The organism is Thalassobium sp. R2A62, from assembly GCF_000161835.1.
Taxonomy (GTDB): domain Bacteria; phylum Pseudomonadota; class Alphaproteobacteria; order Rhodobacterales; family Rhodobacteraceae; genus Thalassobium.
In genome coordinates this window covers 1,958,526-1,974,756 of record NZ_GG697169.2, presented here as the reverse complement: position 1 = coordinate 1,974,756, position 16,231 = coordinate 1,958,526, and the positions used below count along the sequence as shown (strand labels likewise).

The window sequence follows — 16,231 nt, the reverse complement described above, 5'->3', positions numbered from 1 at the left end:
ATGCAAACAACCTTTACCCCAGAGCAGCTCGCCGATCCGTCAACGGCCCGATCCAACGAAATTTTGCGGACCTGTGTGCACTGCGGATTTTGCACAGCGACCTGTCCAACGTACCAAGTTCTAGGCGATGAGTTAGATAGTCCGCGTGGCCGTATCTACCTGATCAAGGACATGCTGGAAAACGAACGTGTGCCGGATGAGAAGACGGTCAAGCATATTGATCGGTGTCTGTCATGCTTGGCTTGTATGACGACTTGTCCCAGCGGTGTGCACTATATGCATCTGGTCGATCATGCCCGCGAGTATATCGAGCAAAACTATAAAAGACCCCTAAGCGACTGTGCGCTGCGCTGGGTGTTGTCAAAGATCCTGCCATATCCGACGCGGTTCCGACTGGCGTTGCTCGGCGCCAAAATTGGTCGTCCCTTTGCGCGGTTGATGCCCGATGCACGGCTTCGTGCGATGCTTGAGATGGCACCCAAACATATCCCGCCTGTCAGCCGTAATGATGACCCGCAAACCTTTGCAGTTGAGGCGCCGCGCATGCGGGTCGCGTTGATGACGGGTTGTGCGCAAAAGGCGCTGAACACGGACATCAATGATGCGACGATCCGATTGCTCACACGGTTAGGTGTCGAGGTGGTCGTTGCCGGGGGGGCGGGCTGTTGTGGTGCGCTGACCCATCACATGGGCAAGACCAGCGAAAGCCACCGCGCCGCGGTTGCCAATATTCAAGCTTGGACGCGCGAGATTGACGGCAAGGGCCTAGATGCCATTGTCATCAATACCAGCGGCTGTGGCACGACGATCAAAGACTACGGTCACATGTTTGAGGGCGATTCATTGGCGGGTGATGCCGCGCGGGTGGCAGGGCTTGCGATGGATATATCTGAGGTGCTGATGAAGCTCGACATTGATGCGGGCGCAGACAAAGAACTGGTCGTTGCCTATCACGCTGCCTGCTCGTTGCAGCATGGCCAACAGATCAAAACCTATCCCAAGGACCTGCTCAAGCGCGCGGGGTTCACCGTGGTCGAACCTGCAGACAGTCATCTGTGTTGCGGGTCGGCGGGCACGTATAACCTGATGCAGCCAGAGATTTCTAGTCAGCTCAAGACGCGCAAGGTTCAAACGCTTGAAGCTAAGAACCCTGACGTTATCGCGGCAGGCAACATCGGCTGTATGATGCAGATCGGAAGTGCGGCCTCGGTCCCGATTGTTCATACGGTCGAGCTGTTGGACTGGGCAACCGGTGGGCCGAAACCCCCTGCATTCGAGACTGGCGGCAAGCGTGATGTGCCTGCAGTTCCGATGTTGCGGTAAGTTGCCCTAATTCTGCCTCATGTGCTGAGTAGAATGCCCGAAACGGGCAGGGTAGCAATGATCAGAACAGTTCTTTCAGCATTGGTCGCAGTATGTATCGGCATGACCGCGAAGGCGGATGATGCCGCGTTGCTGCAACTGGAAACTGCAGACGCCAACCGCGGCTGGGAAGCTGTCGGACGCATCGATATTTCGGGCAAAGGGTTTTGCAGCGGGGCATTGATTGCCGAACGTCTGGTGCTGACTGCGGCGCATTGTGTGCACGACGAGGATGGCACGATCATCCCTGTGGAACGTTTCGAATTTCTCGCCGGTATGCGCAATGGACGTGCCGAAGCCTACCGCAATGTGCGGCGTTTGGTGGCGCACCCAGGGTATGTGCATACAGGGACCGTGCCGCGTGCCAGTGCGGTCGCCCAAGATATCGCATTGTTGGAATTGGACCGCCCGATCCGCACCACTGGTATCACTCCGTTTGGCACAGATGTCCGACCACGTGCGGGTGACAAAATCGGGATCGTATCCTACGCCCATGACCGTGCCGAGAGCCCCGCATTGCAAGAAGTCTGCGAAGTGTTGGGCCAGCAAGAAGGCGTGCTGGTGATGACCTGTGATATTGATTTCGGCTCAAGCGGCGCACCTGTGTTCAGCATTCAAGATGGCGCAGCTCGGATCGTATCTGTCGTGTCGGCCAAGGCCGAGCTCGAAGATCAAACCGTGTCGTTGGGCACGCTGCTTGCCGCACCATTGACCGAGCTGAAAAACCATCTGGACGAACATCAAATCACGACCACTGCCGCCCCGCGGCGGCTGACATTGTCTGGTGGGTCAGGCGACACGGGCGCAAAGTTCGTCAAACCCTAAGGGGCTTGAAACCCGCTTTTATGCTTCCAATATATGATTGGTAGCGACGCCAAATTGGGTCGCTGCATGAACCGCAACCCGCCCGTTTTGGGGGGTGCATATCTTTTAAGTTGTCGCTCAATGGAGGATGACAATGCGTAATTTCGACCTCGCCCCACTGTACCGGGCTACTGTTGGTTTCGACCAAATTGCTGATCTGATGGACCGCGTTCTGACCACAGAACCCACAACCAGCTATCCCCCATATAACATCGAGAAAACCGCCGATGATGCATATCGCATCTCGATCGCTGTGGCTGGTTTCTCGGACGCTGATCTAAGCGTCGAGGTCCGCGACAAGGGCCTGATCGTAACAGCCAAAAAGGCAGAAGATGAAACTGAACGCAGCTATCTGCATCGTGGCATCGCGACCCGTGCGTTCGAACGCCGTTTCCATCTGGCCGACCATGTCCGCGTGACGGGTGCTGCCCATACGGACGGAATGCTGCACATTGATCTAGAGCGTGAAGTGCCCGAGGCGCTGAAACCCCGACAGATCGAAATCGCCAAAGGCGTGCCTGTGCAAACTGATGTGGTTGAGCCGAAAGCTGTCAACTAAACACCCGAGTGTGTGGAGGGGGCGTGGCAAGAGATTGCCGCGCCCTTTTTCGTGGTTACTGGCTAAGCGATTGGGCAAGCCGCATCAGGCGCACGGCCTCGGCGCGATACCCAAAGGGATCATCGCCGCGGGTGTTATTGGCCAATGCGATTGCGTCGCCCCAACCCCAATCATTGAGGTATTGCGCGCCTGTCAAAAGCTGTCCAAACCCCGCGATAGCCGCCGCGAATTGGGCCTCTTGGCTGGGGGTGTCTTGCACAGAAATCGGGGTCTCTATCAGCTGGGATGTATCTGAACTGGGCTCTTTGTAGCGTAGGCGAAGAAAGGCAAGTTCGTCGCTGATTGCCGTCTCGCTAGCCGCACCATAGCGCAGAGGATCGGTCAACTGAGCCGCACTGCCAACGGGCGTGATCTCATAGATTGCAGTGACAGAATGTCCCGCACCAATTTCGCCAGCATCAACCGCATCATTGTTGAAATCTTCGCGGTTTAGCGCGCGGGTCTCATACCCGATCAAACGGTATTTGGCGATTTGGGATGGGTTGAACTCAACCTGCACTTTGACGTCATTGGCGATGGGAAACAGGGCGCCCGACAATTGATCGACCAGCACCTTTTGCGCCTCGGATAATGTGTCGATGTAGGCGGCAATCCCGTTGCCGTTTTGGGCAAGCGATTGCATCACCGCATCGTTCAGATTGCCACGGCCAAACCCCAAAACGCTGAGGTATGTCCCGCTGTCGCGTCGGGTCGTGATGTAGTCTTTGAGAGTATCTGGGTCATTAAGGCCGACGTTAAAATCCCCATCCGTCGCAAGGATCACGCGCGCGATTTCACCGTCCTCGGACATTGCGGCTGCGATTGCATAGGCCTGCCGCAACCCAGCTTGGCCTGCGGTGCTGCCACCAGCCGATAGACGGTTCAATGCTGCTAGGATCGTCGCGCGGTCAGAGGCCGGAGTAGGGGCCAAAACCTGACCTGCGGACCCCGCGTATGTGATGATCGAAACTTCGTCCTCGGGGCGCAATTCCGACAGCATCAATCTGAACGCTGAGATCAATAACGGCAGCTTGTCAGGTTGGTTCATGGACCCCGACGTGTCGATCAAAAATACGAGGTTCAAAGGGGGGTGTTCAGAAACGTCAGGCAACGTGCCTTGGATCCCGATGTGAAGCAGTTGGGTATCCGCGTTCCACGGGGTTTCGAACACAGATGTTGTGGCGCGAAACGGTACATCACCCGCATCGGTGGCCAGATAATCATACGAGAAATAGTTGATCATTTCCTCGATCCGGACGGCACCTGATGGCGGCAACTGCGCGCGCGACAAGGACGAACGAACCACCGCATAGGACGCAGCGTCTACGTCGATCGAAAAGGTCGAAACAGGTTCATCACTGGCGATCTTGAGTGGGTTTTGCTCTGCGTTGGGATATTGTTTGGTCGTGGGCTGCGGCGCGACAATGGCGAGGTCGCTCATGCTTGAGGCTGCAACGGAGCCTAGGGGCTGCGCGTTGCGCGACAACGCTTGCGGGGCGGCGGCCGTGGTGTCCATCGCGATCATCCCTTGGACCCCGCCCGCGCTAAGATCGGCGGCGGATTCCTCGGTCATCACCGCGTCCGTGGAAATGCTGAATTCTGTTTGGGGTACGGGCGCGATTTCTGGTGCGGTCGGTGCTGGTTGGTCGGCCATATCCAGCAGGCCGTCATCGATCGGTGTGATAAACAAAAACCCGCATGCGACGAGACCTGTGGTCATCGCTAGGCCCGTTTTGGACGTCATTGCATCAAACATAACTTTCAATCCTCTCAATGGTTTACGAGAGGTTTGACGCGGCTCGGACTGCCCAGCTTGGAGAGCTGCAAAGTTTTTCTGAGCGAGCGCGATATTGTCGGCTTTGGCCTGTGGATCGGGTAGAGGGGCCGCGTCAAATCCAGACTTAAGATCGTCAATTTTCATGCCTCGTCCTCCTGCTCTTTGATCGATTTGAGGTGTTGTTTGACCTGTGACATGCGCCAGCTGATTGTGCCTTCGGAAACGCCCAGAACCTCTCCTGCGGCCTTGTGTGAGACATCGTCGAGAACGAGGGCGAGGGTGTCGCGCAGATCGTTGGGCAGCTGGCTCATCGCCTCGTTCAGCCAATCAATTTGTGAAGCGGTTTCCGTCATTTCGGCCTGTCGGCCCAGTTCCCAGCTACCCCAATTTTGGGTGACCTTTGAGTAGGTTGCGCGCTTGCTGCGTTGATCATGGGCGGCATTTACGATCACACGGTAGAGCCAAGTGGTGAACTGCGCGCGCCCCTCAAAATGCTTGATTTTGGCGGGCAGGGCGGCACAGATATCTTGGGTCAAATCCTCGGCGTCGGCGCGCCGTCCGGTTAGCTTGAAACAAAAGCCAAAGATCCGATCATAATGGCGCGAGAGTAGGGTCGAGAACGCCGTAGCATCCCCCCCAGCCGCCGCGAGGGCCATATCGTTATCACTGACATCCATACGCATTACTCAGACTATGACGCAGGAGGTTGGTCAATCCTTGGTGGCGTCGTTAACTTTTTCGGGACGGTGGCGTTAGGGATCGTAAATTTGATGTAATTTGTACAAAATTACGGATCGATCTGACATAATTTGCATGATTTTGCCGTGCCCCACCGCGCGGTCGACGCCCCAAGATCATGTGGTCGCAAACGTGGGGTTAGCGCCAAAAGTCGGCGTTAAGACCTTGTTCATGGATCGTTAAGGTACTTCGCAAAAACGTGAGGTGTCAGTGCGGGAAACATTCACAGCGGTCCGTTTGGCCCGTGAGATTGAGGGTCGGAGGTGTCCCGAATTTATGGCCGCGACATCGGTGTGCCGGTGGCACAGAATCCCGCTGGCTTGCGTGGCATCCAATTAATTGTTAATATGTTAATTATTCATATGGGAATGAATATGCCAGCCTTTCATCAAACCCTGCCAATGATGCTGAACTTGACGCTGGATGCGGCGATGCCGGTCTATCGCGAACTCTTTGCGCGGTATGATCTGACAGAACAGCAATGGCGTATTTTGCGGGTGCTTTGGACCACCGATTACATTCGGTCGGCGGACTTATCCGACCGCACGCTGCTGCCCAAGCCGAGCCTTGTTGGAATTCTGGATCGGCTCGAAGCTAAGGTGCTGGTTCAGAGGGTTCGGTCGACCACCGACCGGCGCAATGTGACGATCGCAACCACGGCCAAAGGGCGTGCGTTGGCGCAAGAGGTCTTGCCCCAAGCGAATGCGATCCACGAACATATTCAAGCGCTGGTTTCGCCGTCTGAATGGACTGCGATTGAAACGGGGCTGCGTGCGCTGACCGAAAAGATGCAAGGCATGACATTGGCGGATGTTGCGGCACCACGAGACACGGGCACACCACGAGATACCGACACACCACGAGAAGGATACCAGAATGCGTGATTTTCCAACCAAGACCGGTAACGGTATCCGAACCGGCGCGCAGTACCTCGAAGGGTTGCGCGATGATCGTGAAATCTGGACCGGAGGTGAGCGGATCAAGGATGTCACCAAGGCGGTTGGCATTGCCAATGGTGCGACGACCTTGGGGTCGTTTTTGGATCGACAGTTCGACCCGAAATATCAGGACAAAGTGACCTATGTGGATGACAAGAGTCTGCGCTGTGGTCTGTCGTTTATGACGCCCAAATCGGTTGCAGACGTCAAGACCAAGGGGGCCGCGTACTACGAGTGGGCAACGTGGTCGAACGGGATGTTTGGGCGGACGCCCGACTACAAAAACGCATCGGTCATGTCCTTTGCATCAGCCACATCGTTTTTGGCACAGAACACCAAAGGGCAGGGTGACTACGCCGCCAATATGACGACGTTCTATGACCACGTTCGGACCAACGACAAGGTTCTGACGCACACATTGGTCAACCCTCAGGTCAGCCACGCACAGGCGGCTGCGGGCAAGTTTTCCAAGGAGGTCGCGCTGCATGTCACGAAAGAGACGGATGCGGGGATTTACGTTTCGGGTGCGCGCCTGTTGGCTACGCTAGGGCCATCTGCGGACGAGATCGAAGTGTTCCCCTCTACGGTTCTGAAATCGGACCCAAAGAACATTCCTTTTGCCTTTGCGTTTGCAATCCCGATTGCAACGCCAGGTCTCAAGATGATCTGCCGCGATACATATGATCACGGCAAATCCACCTTTGATGCGCCGCTGGCATCACGGTTCGAGGAAATGGATGCCGTTGTAATTTTTGACAACGTGTTTGTCCCGTGGGAGCGGCTGTTTCTCTATGGGCAACCCGAGCTTTGCAATCAGGCGTTTGGCACGACAAATGCGGTTGTGCATATGGCGCACCAGGTTGCATGCGGCAAGTTGGCCAAGGCAGAGTTCATGACCGGTTTGTTGTGTTCGATCATGAAGGCGACGGGCAAGGACAAGGACATGGGCCTCAAGGGGTTGGTGTCCGAGGTTATGATGATGACCGAGACGGTGCGTGCGTTGCTGTACCGTGCTGAGAACGAGGCGCATGAGGATCAATGGGGCAACTACATTCCGTTGCGTGGGCCGCTGGATACGTCGCGCAATCTGTTCCCAAAGTTCTACCCGCGTATGGTCGAAATTCTTCAGTTGATGGGGTCTTCGTCGTTGATGGCCACACCGACTGAGGCTGATTTTGCCAACGACATGGCGGCGGATGTCAGCCAGTATTTCCAAGTTGCCAATCTGGATGCCAAGGATCGTGTTGCTCTCTACCGTTTGGCGCATGACGTGGCGATTTCGGGGTTCGGCAATCGTCAGGCGCTGTACGAGCGGTTCTTCTTTGGGCCGCCCGCGTTGATGAATGCGCAGTATTTCGATCTCTATGACAAAGATCGGGCCATCGCGCGGGTTGATAATCTACTGCAAAGCTAGCCTAGAAGGCGAGTGGCAATAAGGATGGTGAGAGCCGTGTAGCTATCGTTGCCTAGGCATTGGTCGCGGCTGTGAGGCCAGCATCGATTGCCGTCAATAGGATCGTCGCGTCGTCTTGGGTCAGAACCAAAGGCGGTGAGAGGATCAAATTGGGGCCAGACACCCGCGCCATTGCGCCGTTTTCATAAGCGACGTCTTGGACGACTTGTGCGGTTTTGGGATCGAGCGGTGTTTTGGTCGCGCGGTCGCTGACCAGCTCCATCGCTGTCATCAAGCCATGCCCACCACGCACGTCGCCGATGATGTCATATTTGGCCATCAGCGCTTGGGCGCCTTCGTATAATTGGGTGCCGCGGGCCGCCGCGTTTTCGATGACGTTCAGGCGTTTGGTTTCCGCAAGACAGGCAAGGGCAGCTGCGGCACCGACAGGGTGGCCGGAATAGGTGTAGCCGTGGCCGATCTTGGCCGCTGGGTTATTTTCAAAGACCTCTGCGATGCGGTGGCCGAGCATCAGCGCGCCAAAGGGGAAGTAGCCATTGGTGATCGCCTTGGCCGTGCACATCATGTCGGGCTGGATGCCCCACAAACGCGCACCAGACCACGCGCCTGTGCGTCCGTATCCGGTGATGACTTCGTCCGAGATCAGCAGGATGCCATGGCGGTTACAGATCTCTTGGACAGCGGGGGCGAATGTGTGGTGCGGTGGGATCACGCCGCCGGCACCTAGGATCGGTTCCATGATCATAGCGGCGATTGTGTTTGGCCCCTGAAACGCGATTTCGTCCTCGAGCGCCTGCAGGCAAAGCTGTGCCAGTTTGGCAGGGTCGGATTCGTTGAACGGGTTGCGATAGGTGTAGGGGGCGGGGATGTGATAGCAGCCTGGCAGCAGCGGTTCGTAGGCGTTGCGGAAATTCGCATTACCGTTGACCGATGCACCGCCGATGTGTGTGCCGTGGTAGCCCTTTTTCAAGCTGAGGAATTTGGTGCGTCCAGCTTCGCCGCGCAGTTTGTGATACTGACGTGAAAGGCGCAGGGCTGTCTCTACGCTGTCCGATCCGCCTGAGGTAAAGAACGCGCGGCTCATCCCGTCGGGTTCAAAGAATTGCGACAACTCGTAGGACAGTTCAATTGCGACGTCATTCGATGTGCCACGGAAGGTCGAATAGTAGGGCAGTTTTTCAAGCTGGGCGGCGATGGCGTCTTTGACCGGTTGGCACGAATAACCCAAGTTCACGTTCCACAGGCCGCCGACGCCGTCGACGACACGGTGCCCGTCAATATCAGCAATGCTAACGCCGTCAGATCCGGTGATAATCTTGGGCGGGTTTTCGATACTGTCCTGAGGCGAGGTCATGGGGTGCCACATCAGGCGGCCGTTGTTTTCCTTGAGAAAGTTTGAGTCTTTCATGATGCCGGTTCCAATTCCTGCGGTGCGGGGCAAAATTTTGCCCAGAGGGTTTCAACGGTGAGGGGCACGGTCCCGCCCCAATTATGGGTAATGTCGCGGGCCGCGATCACCAAGTTCTGTTTGATGGTTTGCTCTAGTGTGGGCGTGAACCGTGTGGCGACACTGGCCACGGATACGGCTCCGGCGCATTGACCAGTGTGGTCGAAGAGTGGGGCCGAGAGGCTGTGAATTTCGGTTTCATAGCTGCGGTCGGCACGGCCAAATCCGGTGGTGTGTGCGGCGGCCAGAGCCTCCTGCAACGCGTAAGGCGTGGTGGCGGTCGTTTCGGTGAATTTGGTAAAGTCAGACAGTGCAGTGTCCATCAGCCCAGTCGGGCCAAAGGCCAGCGCGCACAATCCCGAGGCTGTCGCATGAAGCGGGAACCGGTCCAGATCAATGATGGCGCGTGTGGCGTGGCGGGGGCTTTCGCAGGCGGCCAACCCATAGAGTGTCGTGCCGGACAACACGGTGGCGTGCGCGGTTTCACCAGTCACTGTGGCCAGATCGCGCAGGGGGCGTTCGGTGCCGGATTTGCGCGGGACGGTCGCCTCGCGGGTTTGGGCGAGCTGCAGCACTGCGGGTCCGAGGCGATATTGTTTGGTCGAGGAGTTCTGTTCGACCAGCCCTGCAAGTTCCAGCGCTTGGAGGTGGCGATGGGTTGTCGCCTTGTCCCGCCCAGCAAGACGGCACAGATGTGACAATCCGATCTCGGGCTGTGTGACCGAGAAATAGTTGAGAAGATCAAGTGCTTTGATGACAGAGGACATTTTGTGCGGCCTTTGCGGGTGATAAAAAGTTTGACACAGGATGTTTAACAAGACAATCTTTTTATGGACTACTGGTTCATAATGTGAACCGTTAGCGGCGCAGGCTAGAAATGCCAGACCAAAACATATGTAATCGTTGCAAGAGCCGAACGGGGTAGGATCAATGGACCAAACACAGATTGAGGCCCTGCGCGCGCAGCCTGTTGCCGCGTTTTCGCATCTGATCGAGGGGCAGCATGTGCCTGCGTCGGACGGCGGCACGATGGAGGTTTTGTCGCCCATCGATGGCCAACCCCTGACATCTGTTGCGCGTGGAACAGCCGCCGACATGGAGGCCGCAATTGCATCTGCGCGTGCGGCGTTCGAGGATCGGCGCTGGGTGGGGCAACCCCCTGCGGCGCGCAAAAAGGTTCTGAGGAAATGGGCTGATTTGATCGACGCGCATGCGCTAGAGTTGGCCGTGTTGGGCGTGCGAGACAATGGCACCGAGATCGGCATGGCGATCAAGGCCGAGCCAGGATCAGCTGCTGGAACGATCCGCTATTACGCCGAGGCGTTGGACAAGGTTTATGGAGAGATCGCGCCCACGGCCTCGGACGTACTAGGCATGATCCACAAAGAACCGGTGGGTGTGGTCGGCGCGATCATCCCGTGGAATTTCCCACTGATGATTGGTGCATGGAAATTGGGGCCGGCGCTTGCAATGGGCAATTCCGTTGTTCTAAAGCCGTCCGAGACCGCATCACTGTCGTTGATGCGCATGTGCGATCTGGCGCTTGAGGCGGGGTTGCCGCCGGGTGTGTTGAATGCGGTCACAGGCGAAGGTGCGGTTGTCGGTGAGGCGATGGGCCTCTCGATGGAGGTCGATGTTCTGGTCTTTACGGGATCGGGCCACACAGGTCGGCGGCTGATGGAATATGCCGCGCGGTCGAACATGAAGCGCGTCTATCTCGAGCTGGGTGGCAAGTCGCCGCATATCGTATTTGCCGATGCGCCAAATTTGGACATGGCAGCCGCCGTCGCGGCGGGCGGCGTTTTCCGAAATTCGGGACAGGTTTGTGTGGCGGGGTCTCGGCTGTTGGTCGAGGCATCGATCCATGATGAGTTCGTCGCAGCCGTGATCAAAGTGACCGAGGCAATGCGTGTTGGCGATCCGTTGTTGATGGACACTCATATCGGGGCTGTGAATTCTGAGGCGCAATTAGCCCAGAACCTCGGGTTCGTTGAAACGGCACAGGCCGAGGGTGGCGAAGTGGTCACCGGCGGGACACGTATCCTGCAGGACACTGGCGGTTACTATATGGCGCCGACGATTGTAACCGGTGTGACCCCCGAGGCGACGCTGACACAACGCGAAGTGTTTGGTCCGGTGTTGGGGGTGACGCCTTTTGAAACTGATGATGAGGCGGTCCAGCTTGCCAATGCGACAGTCTACGGGCTGGCGGGAGGTGTTTGGACATCCAACCTAAGCCGCGCGCACCGGATGGTTCGGGACGTGCGCACAGGTGTGATGCACGTGAACACCTATGGCGGTGCGGATAGCACGGTGCCGCTGGGTGGTGTCAGGCAGTCTGGCAACGGGTCGGACAAGTCGATGCATGCGATTGAAAAGTATATCAATCTCAAGACAGCGTGGATCAAACTATGACCGACAAAACCATTCTGGTGATCGGCACCTATGACACCAAAGATGATGAGTTGGGGTTTCTAGCTGACGTGATTACGGGTCAGGGCGGCCGCGTGGTCACGATGGATGTGTCGGTATTGGGCGATCCGTCCGCGCCGTGTGACCATTCCAAGCACGACGTCGCGGGCGAAGGCGGAAGCACGATCAACGCGGCGATTGCGTCGGGGGATGAGAACACCGCTATGCAGATTATGGCCAAAGGCGCATCGCTGTTGGCGGCGCGTCTGTACCAAGAGCGCGCGTTCGACGGGATGATTGTACTGGGCGGGACGATGGGTACCGATCTGGCATTGGACGTGACATCAGCGCTGCCCTTGGGTGTGCCGAAATACATCGTCTCGACAGTTTCATTCTCCCCGTTGATCCCAGCCGAGCGGTTGGCGGCAGACACGCAGATGATCCTCTGGGCTGGCGGGCTCTATGGGCTGAATTCCGTTTGCAAGGCGTCGCTGTCCCAAGCTGCGGGTGCGGTCTTGGGTGCGGCGCGTGCAGTGCAGTTGCCTGATCCGGACAAGCCATTGATCGGGATGATGTCGCTGGGTACGTCGGCGCTGAAATATGTGATCCCGTTGAAGCCAGCGCTAGAGGCGCGCGGGTTCGAGGTCGCGGTGTTTCATGCAACGGGCATGGGTGGGCGCGCGTTCGAGAGCCTCTCGGCGCAGGGTGCCTTTGCCTGCGTGTTTGATTTTTGCACCCAAGAGTTGGGCAACCATGTGAACGGATCGAACATCTCGGCGGGGGCAGATCGTTTGACCAATGCGGGTCGTGTGGGCACGCCGCAGATCGTTGCACCAGGGTGCTACGATCTCGTCGATGTCGTTGGATGGCTGCCCGTTGATCCCAAATGGGACGCCCATCTCAAACATGAACACAACCGGTTGCTGACCTCGATCGTTTTGAACGAGGAAGAACGCAAGGCAGTTGCGCGCGCGCATTCCGATCAATTGGCGACAGCTACGGGTCCGGTTGCAGTGATCCTACCTGAGGACGGGTTAGGCGAATGGGACCGTGAGGGGGAAGATTTGCATGATGCGCATTCGCTAGAGGCGTTCTTGGCCGAGGTCGAGGCAACGATGCCTAAGACCGCGACCGTCCACCGCATTGGGTGTCACATCAACGACGCCGCATTCGCAGACAAGGCATTGGAGATTTTTGATAGGTGGTGCGCGGACGGAACGGTCAAAACCTAACGGTGTGCGCCGGGATCGAGCCGTTCCAGAAGATCGAGCAATGTCTCGTAGTCTTCGACGCCCAAGATCTCTTTGAAACCGGCGACGATCTGAGCGGCATGTGGGATGCGCTGGTCGATAATCTTTTGCCCGTCGGGTGTGATTTCGATGAACTGGCGACGGCGGTCTTTGTCGTCGCGGGTTTGGGTCACCAGACCTTTTTCGCGTAAGGTCGCAGCGATACGGGTCAGGCTGGGAAACAGCAGGCTGGAACGGTCTGCGAGGGTCTTGGTATCCATCCGCCCAAATTCGGTCAGCACACGCAAAACGCGCCATTGCTGTTCAGTGATGCCTGTCTCTGACAACATGTCACGAATTGGTGCCATAACGCCTTCTCGTGCGCGGATCAGTGCAATCGGCAAGGAGCGCGACGTAGATGGGAGCTGTTTGGTCATCGGTGCCTCAAATCTCGGATCGCTCTTCATTGCACTGCAAGAAGATGTTGACAACGCATCATAGCATTATTTACTTGGCAACAATTAACATGTTAAGGAAATCTCGTGCCACACTTCCACATAGACTATTCAGCCAATCTGGAGAACGTCGTGGATATGGCGGCTTTGTGCGAAGCGATCCGCGCCCAAGCCGCGATGATCGAGACATTCCCGGTGGCAGGTATTCGCGTGCGCGCGACCCGTGTTGACCACTACGCTGTGGCGGATGGAGACCCCAAACACGGGTTTGTCGATTTATCGATCCGTTTACGAGAGGGGCGCGCAGACGACGTCAAACGTGACGCAGTGGCGCAGGTCTTTGCCGCGCTCAAAGATTTCATGGCCCCAGCGATGGCCACCCGTTCGATCGCGCTCTCGGCTGAGATGCGTGATATCAATGCCGAACTGTCGCCGAAAACCGGCACGGTTCGTGACCATTTGGAGACGTCCTCATGACGGTACTGACTGATAACATTGCCAAGCTGGACGGGTTTCTAGAGCGGTTCCGCGAGCTGGGTATTGAGAACCGGATTGCGGGTCAGGACGTGGCGGGTTCAGGGGGCGTGTTCCAGACAATTTCGCCCGTTGATACATCGGTCATTTGTGATGTGGCTCATGGCACGGCGGCCGATATTGATGCCGCAGCCCAAGCCGCACATGCCGCGTTTGCGGCGTGGCGTGATCTGCCCGCGCTTGAACGCAAAAAGATTTTGATCCGTGTAGCCGAAGGCATTGAGGCGCGCGCCCAAGAGATTGCGCTGTGCGAATGTTGGGACACAGGTCAGGCCTATAAATTCATGTCCAAGGCCGCGTTGCGCGGTGCTGAGAATTTCCGCTATTTCGCCGATCAGGTGGTGCAGGCACGTGACGGTCAGACGTTGCAGTCGCCAACATTGCTGAACATCACGACGCGGGTGCCGATTGGCCCTGTGGGTGTCATTACCCCGTGGAACACACCGTTCATGTTGTCGACATGGAAGATCGCGCCAGCTTTGGCGGCGGGCTGTACGATTGTTCACAAGCCCGCCGAGGCCTCACCTTTGACGGCGCGTCTGTTGGTCGAGATTGCCGAAGAGGCTGGTCTGCCACCCGGTGTATTAAACACTGTGAACGGGTTTGGCGAAGAAGCTGGCAAGGCATTGTGCGAGCATCCCAAAATCAAGGCGATCGCCTTTGTCGGAGAAAGCCGCACAGGTAGTTTGATCACCAAGCAAGGCGCGGATACGCTCAAGCGGAACCATCTCGAACTGGGCGGCAAAAATCCGGTTATCGTGTTTGATGATGCGGATTTGGAGCGCGCGCTCGATGCGGTGATCTTTATGATTTATTCGATCAACGGTGAGCGGTGCACATCGTCGTCGCGCCTGTTTATTCAAGACACAATTCGCGAAGAGTTCGAAGCGCGTTTGGTGGAGCGCGTGAACAACATCAAGGTCGGGCATCCGTTGGATCCTGCGACCGAGATTGGACCGCTCGTCACCCAAGAACATTTCGACAAGGTCACCAGCTATTTTGACATCGCCAAGGCAGATGGTGCCACGGTTGCGGCGGGCGGTGAGACGGTTGGTGATGAAGGGTTCTTTATCCGGCCCACGCTGTTTACGCAGGCGAACAACCAGATGCGCATCGCCCAAGAAGAAATCTTTGGTCCTGTGCTGACGTCGATCCCGTTTTCGACCGAGGACGAGGCGTTGGAGATGGCCAACGACATTGACTATGGGCTGACCGGATATGTCTGGACCAATGACCTAACCCGCGCGCTGCGGTTCACTGACCGGCTAGAGGCGGGTATGATCTGGGTCAACTCAGAGAACGTGCGCCATTTGCCAACCCCGTTTGGCGGTGTGAAATCCAGCGGGATCGGACGCGATGGCGGGGATTGGTCGTTTGAATTCTACATGGAGCAAAAGCACATTGGCTTTGCCACTGGTCAGCACAAAATCACCAAACTTGGCGCGTTTTAATCGCCCCCACGATCAAGGAGCACTCTGATGCCTGTACCCGCACCAAATTTGTATCCGGACTTTAACACGATCCGTCTGAGCCATGTGTGTTTGAACGTCAAAGACCTGGCGGCGTCCCGTACATTCTATACCGATATTCTGGGGCTACAGGTTACGGATGAGAGCGACAGCCATGTCTATTTGCGGGCAATGGAAGAACGCGGTCATCACTGTATCATCCTGCAAAAATCGGATCAGCCCGGTACGGTTGAGGTGATGGGTTTCAAGACGTTTGATGAAGAGGATCTAGATCGCGCTGAGGTCTATTTTCAGTCCAAAGGACGTCCAACCGCGTGGGTGGATCGCCCGTACCAAGGTCGCACGCTGCTGACCTCGGACAACATGGATATCCCGCTAGAGTTTTATCACAAGATGGACCGGTTGGCGCCGATCCATCAGAATTATGCGCTGTATCGCGGGGTCAAACCGCTGCGGATCGACCACTTTAACTGCTTTAGTCATGACGTAGATGCGTCAGTCGCGTTCTACAGCGACTTTGGTTTTCGCGTGACGGAATACACCGAAGACGAAGACAGCCAAAAGCTGTGGGCTGCGTGGATGCACCGCAAGGGTGGTGTGCATGATATGGCGTTTACCAATGGCACAGGGCCGCGCATGCACCATGTCGCGTTTTGGGTGCCGACACCGCTGAACATCATTGATCTGCTCGATCTGATGGCAACGACTGGCTATGTGACCAACATCGAACGGGGGCCGGGCCGGCATGGAATTTCCAACGCGTTTTTTCTCTATATCCTCGACCCCGACGGGCACCGGATCGAGATCTATTGCTCGGACTATCAAACCGTCGATCCTGATCTCGAGCCGATCAAATGGGACTTGCAAGATCCTCAGCGCCAGACCCTATGGGGGGCCGCCGCACCTGAGAGCTGGTTCAAGCATGGGTCAACCTTTGTCGATGTCGAGACCAAAGATTCGGATATCCAAGCCAGTCCGATTATTGCACCATAAC

15 protein-coding genes are annotated in these 16,231 nt (G+C 56.8%); 10 read left to right on the top strand and 5 right to left on the bottom strand.

The features are described from left to right. From glcF to TR2A62_RS09730, 3 genes are all read left to right on the top strand, one after another. Nucleotides 1-1,323 (top strand): glycolate oxidase subunit GlcF, encoded by a 1,323-nt coding sequence (gene glcF / locus TR2A62_RS09740; protein WP_009159594.1) that lies wholly within the window; start codon nt 1-3, stop codon nt 1,321-1,323. A gap of 57 nt (nt 1,324-1,380) precedes the next feature. Then, on the top strand, nt 1,381-2,187 hold the full coding sequence (locus TR2A62_RS09735; RefSeq protein WP_009160615.1) for a serine protease: 807 nt from the start codon (nt 1,381-1,383) through the stop codon (nt 2,185-2,187). 133 nt (nt 2,188-2,320) lie between these two features. Next, nucleotides 2,321-2,785 (top strand): Hsp20 family protein, encoded by a 465-nt coding sequence (locus TR2A62_RS09730; RefSeq protein ID WP_009157641.1) that lies wholly within the window; start codon nt 2,321-2,323, stop codon nt 2,783-2,785. Nucleotides 2,786-2,840: 55 nt separating this feature from the next. Here the strand turns inward: TR2A62_RS09730 and TR2A62_RS09725 are convergent, their stop codons facing one another. Beyond that, nucleotides 2,841-4,745 carry a VWA domain-containing protein gene (locus TR2A62_RS09725; RefSeq protein WP_009158464.1) on the bottom strand — a complete coding sequence of 635 codons (1,905 nt, stop codon included), beginning with the start codon at nt 4,743-4,745 and terminating at the stop codon, nt 2,841-2,843. Continuing rightward, entirely contained in the window at nt 4,742-5,278 is a 537-nt protein-coding gene (locus tag TR2A62_RS09720; protein WP_009159286.1) for an RNA polymerase sigma factor, read from the bottom strand. The genes TR2A62_RS09725 and TR2A62_RS09720 overlap by 4 nt, the downstream gene beginning before the upstream one ends. 435 nt (nt 5,279-5,713) lie before the next feature. Between TR2A62_RS09720 and TR2A62_RS17630 the strand changes: the two genes are divergently transcribed. Further along, on the top strand, nt 5,714-6,223 hold the full coding sequence (locus TR2A62_RS17630; protein ID WP_009159349.1) for a MarR family transcriptional regulator: 510 nt from the start codon (nt 5,714-5,716) through the stop codon (nt 6,221-6,223). Next, the gene (gene hpaB, locus TR2A62_RS09710) at nt 6,216-7,691 is read left to right on the top strand and encodes a 4-hydroxyphenylacetate 3-monooxygenase, oxygenase component (RefSeq protein ID WP_009160123.1); all 1,476 of its coding nucleotides are present in this window, start codon (nt 6,216-6,218) and stop codon (nt 7,689-7,691) included. The genes TR2A62_RS17630 and hpaB overlap by 8 nt, the downstream gene beginning before the upstream one ends. 52 nt (nt 7,692-7,743) lie before the next feature. Here the strand turns inward: hpaB and TR2A62_RS09705 are convergent, their stop codons facing one another. After that, nucleotides 7,744-9,099 (bottom strand): aminotransferase class III-fold pyridoxal phosphate-dependent enzyme, encoded by a 1,356-nt coding sequence (locus tag TR2A62_RS09705; RefSeq protein ID WP_009159069.1) that lies wholly within the window; start codon nt 9,097-9,099, stop codon nt 7,744-7,746. Further along, on the bottom strand, nt 9,096-9,905 hold the full coding sequence (locus TR2A62_RS09700; protein ID WP_009159910.1) for an IclR family transcriptional regulator: 810 nt from the start codon (nt 9,903-9,905) through the stop codon (nt 9,096-9,098). Before TR2A62_RS09700 ends, TR2A62_RS09705 begins: the two co-directional genes overlap by 4 nt. Nucleotides 9,906-10,068: 163 nt before the next feature. Here TR2A62_RS09700 and TR2A62_RS09695 point away from each other — a divergent pair, with 163 nt between their 5' ends. After that, nucleotides 10,069-11,553 carry an aldehyde dehydrogenase family protein gene (locus TR2A62_RS09695; RefSeq protein WP_009160016.1) on the top strand — a complete coding sequence of 495 codons (1,485 nt, stop codon included), beginning with the start codon at nt 10,069-10,071 and terminating at the stop codon, nt 11,551-11,553. Next, entirely contained in the window at nt 11,550-12,782 is a 1,233-nt protein-coding gene (locus tag TR2A62_RS09690) for a Tm-1-like ATP-binding domain-containing protein (RefSeq protein WP_009157320.1), read from the top strand. The genes TR2A62_RS09695 and TR2A62_RS09690 overlap by 4 nt, the downstream gene beginning before the upstream one ends. On the opposite strand, the gene hpaR is transcribed toward TR2A62_RS09690, so the two are convergent. Beyond that, nucleotides 12,779-13,216, bottom strand: coding sequence for a homoprotocatechuate degradation operon regulator HpaR (gene hpaR / locus TR2A62_RS09685; RefSeq protein WP_009157305.1), 438 nt, complete (start codon nt 13,214-13,216; stop codon nt 12,779-12,781). The genes TR2A62_RS09690 and hpaR overlap by 4 nt on opposite strands. A gap of 105 nt (nt 13,217-13,321) precedes the next feature. Here hpaR and TR2A62_RS09680 point away from each other — a divergent pair, with 105 nt between their 5' ends. From TR2A62_RS09680 to hpaD, 3 genes are read left to right on the top strand one after another with little or no spacing between them, the layout of a single operon-like run. After that, on the top strand, nt 13,322-13,711 hold the full coding sequence (locus TR2A62_RS09680) for a 5-carboxymethyl-2-hydroxymuconate Delta-isomerase (RefSeq protein ID WP_009158242.1): 390 nt from the start codon (nt 13,322-13,324) through the stop codon (nt 13,709-13,711). After that, nucleotides 13,708-15,219 carry a 5-carboxymethyl-2-hydroxymuconate semialdehyde dehydrogenase gene (gene hpaE, locus TR2A62_RS09675; protein ID WP_009159516.1) on the top strand — a complete coding sequence of 504 codons (1,512 nt, stop codon included), beginning with the start codon at nt 13,708-13,710 and terminating at the stop codon, nt 15,217-15,219. Before TR2A62_RS09680 ends, hpaE begins: the two co-directional genes overlap by 4 nt. A gap of 27 nt (nt 15,220-15,246) precedes the next feature. Next, on the top strand, nt 15,247-16,230 hold the full coding sequence (gene hpaD / locus TR2A62_RS09670) for a 3,4-dihydroxyphenylacetate 2,3-dioxygenase (protein ID WP_009160330.1): 984 nt from the start codon (nt 15,247-15,249) through the stop codon (nt 16,228-16,230). Nucleotide 16,231 lies beyond the last annotated feature (1 nt).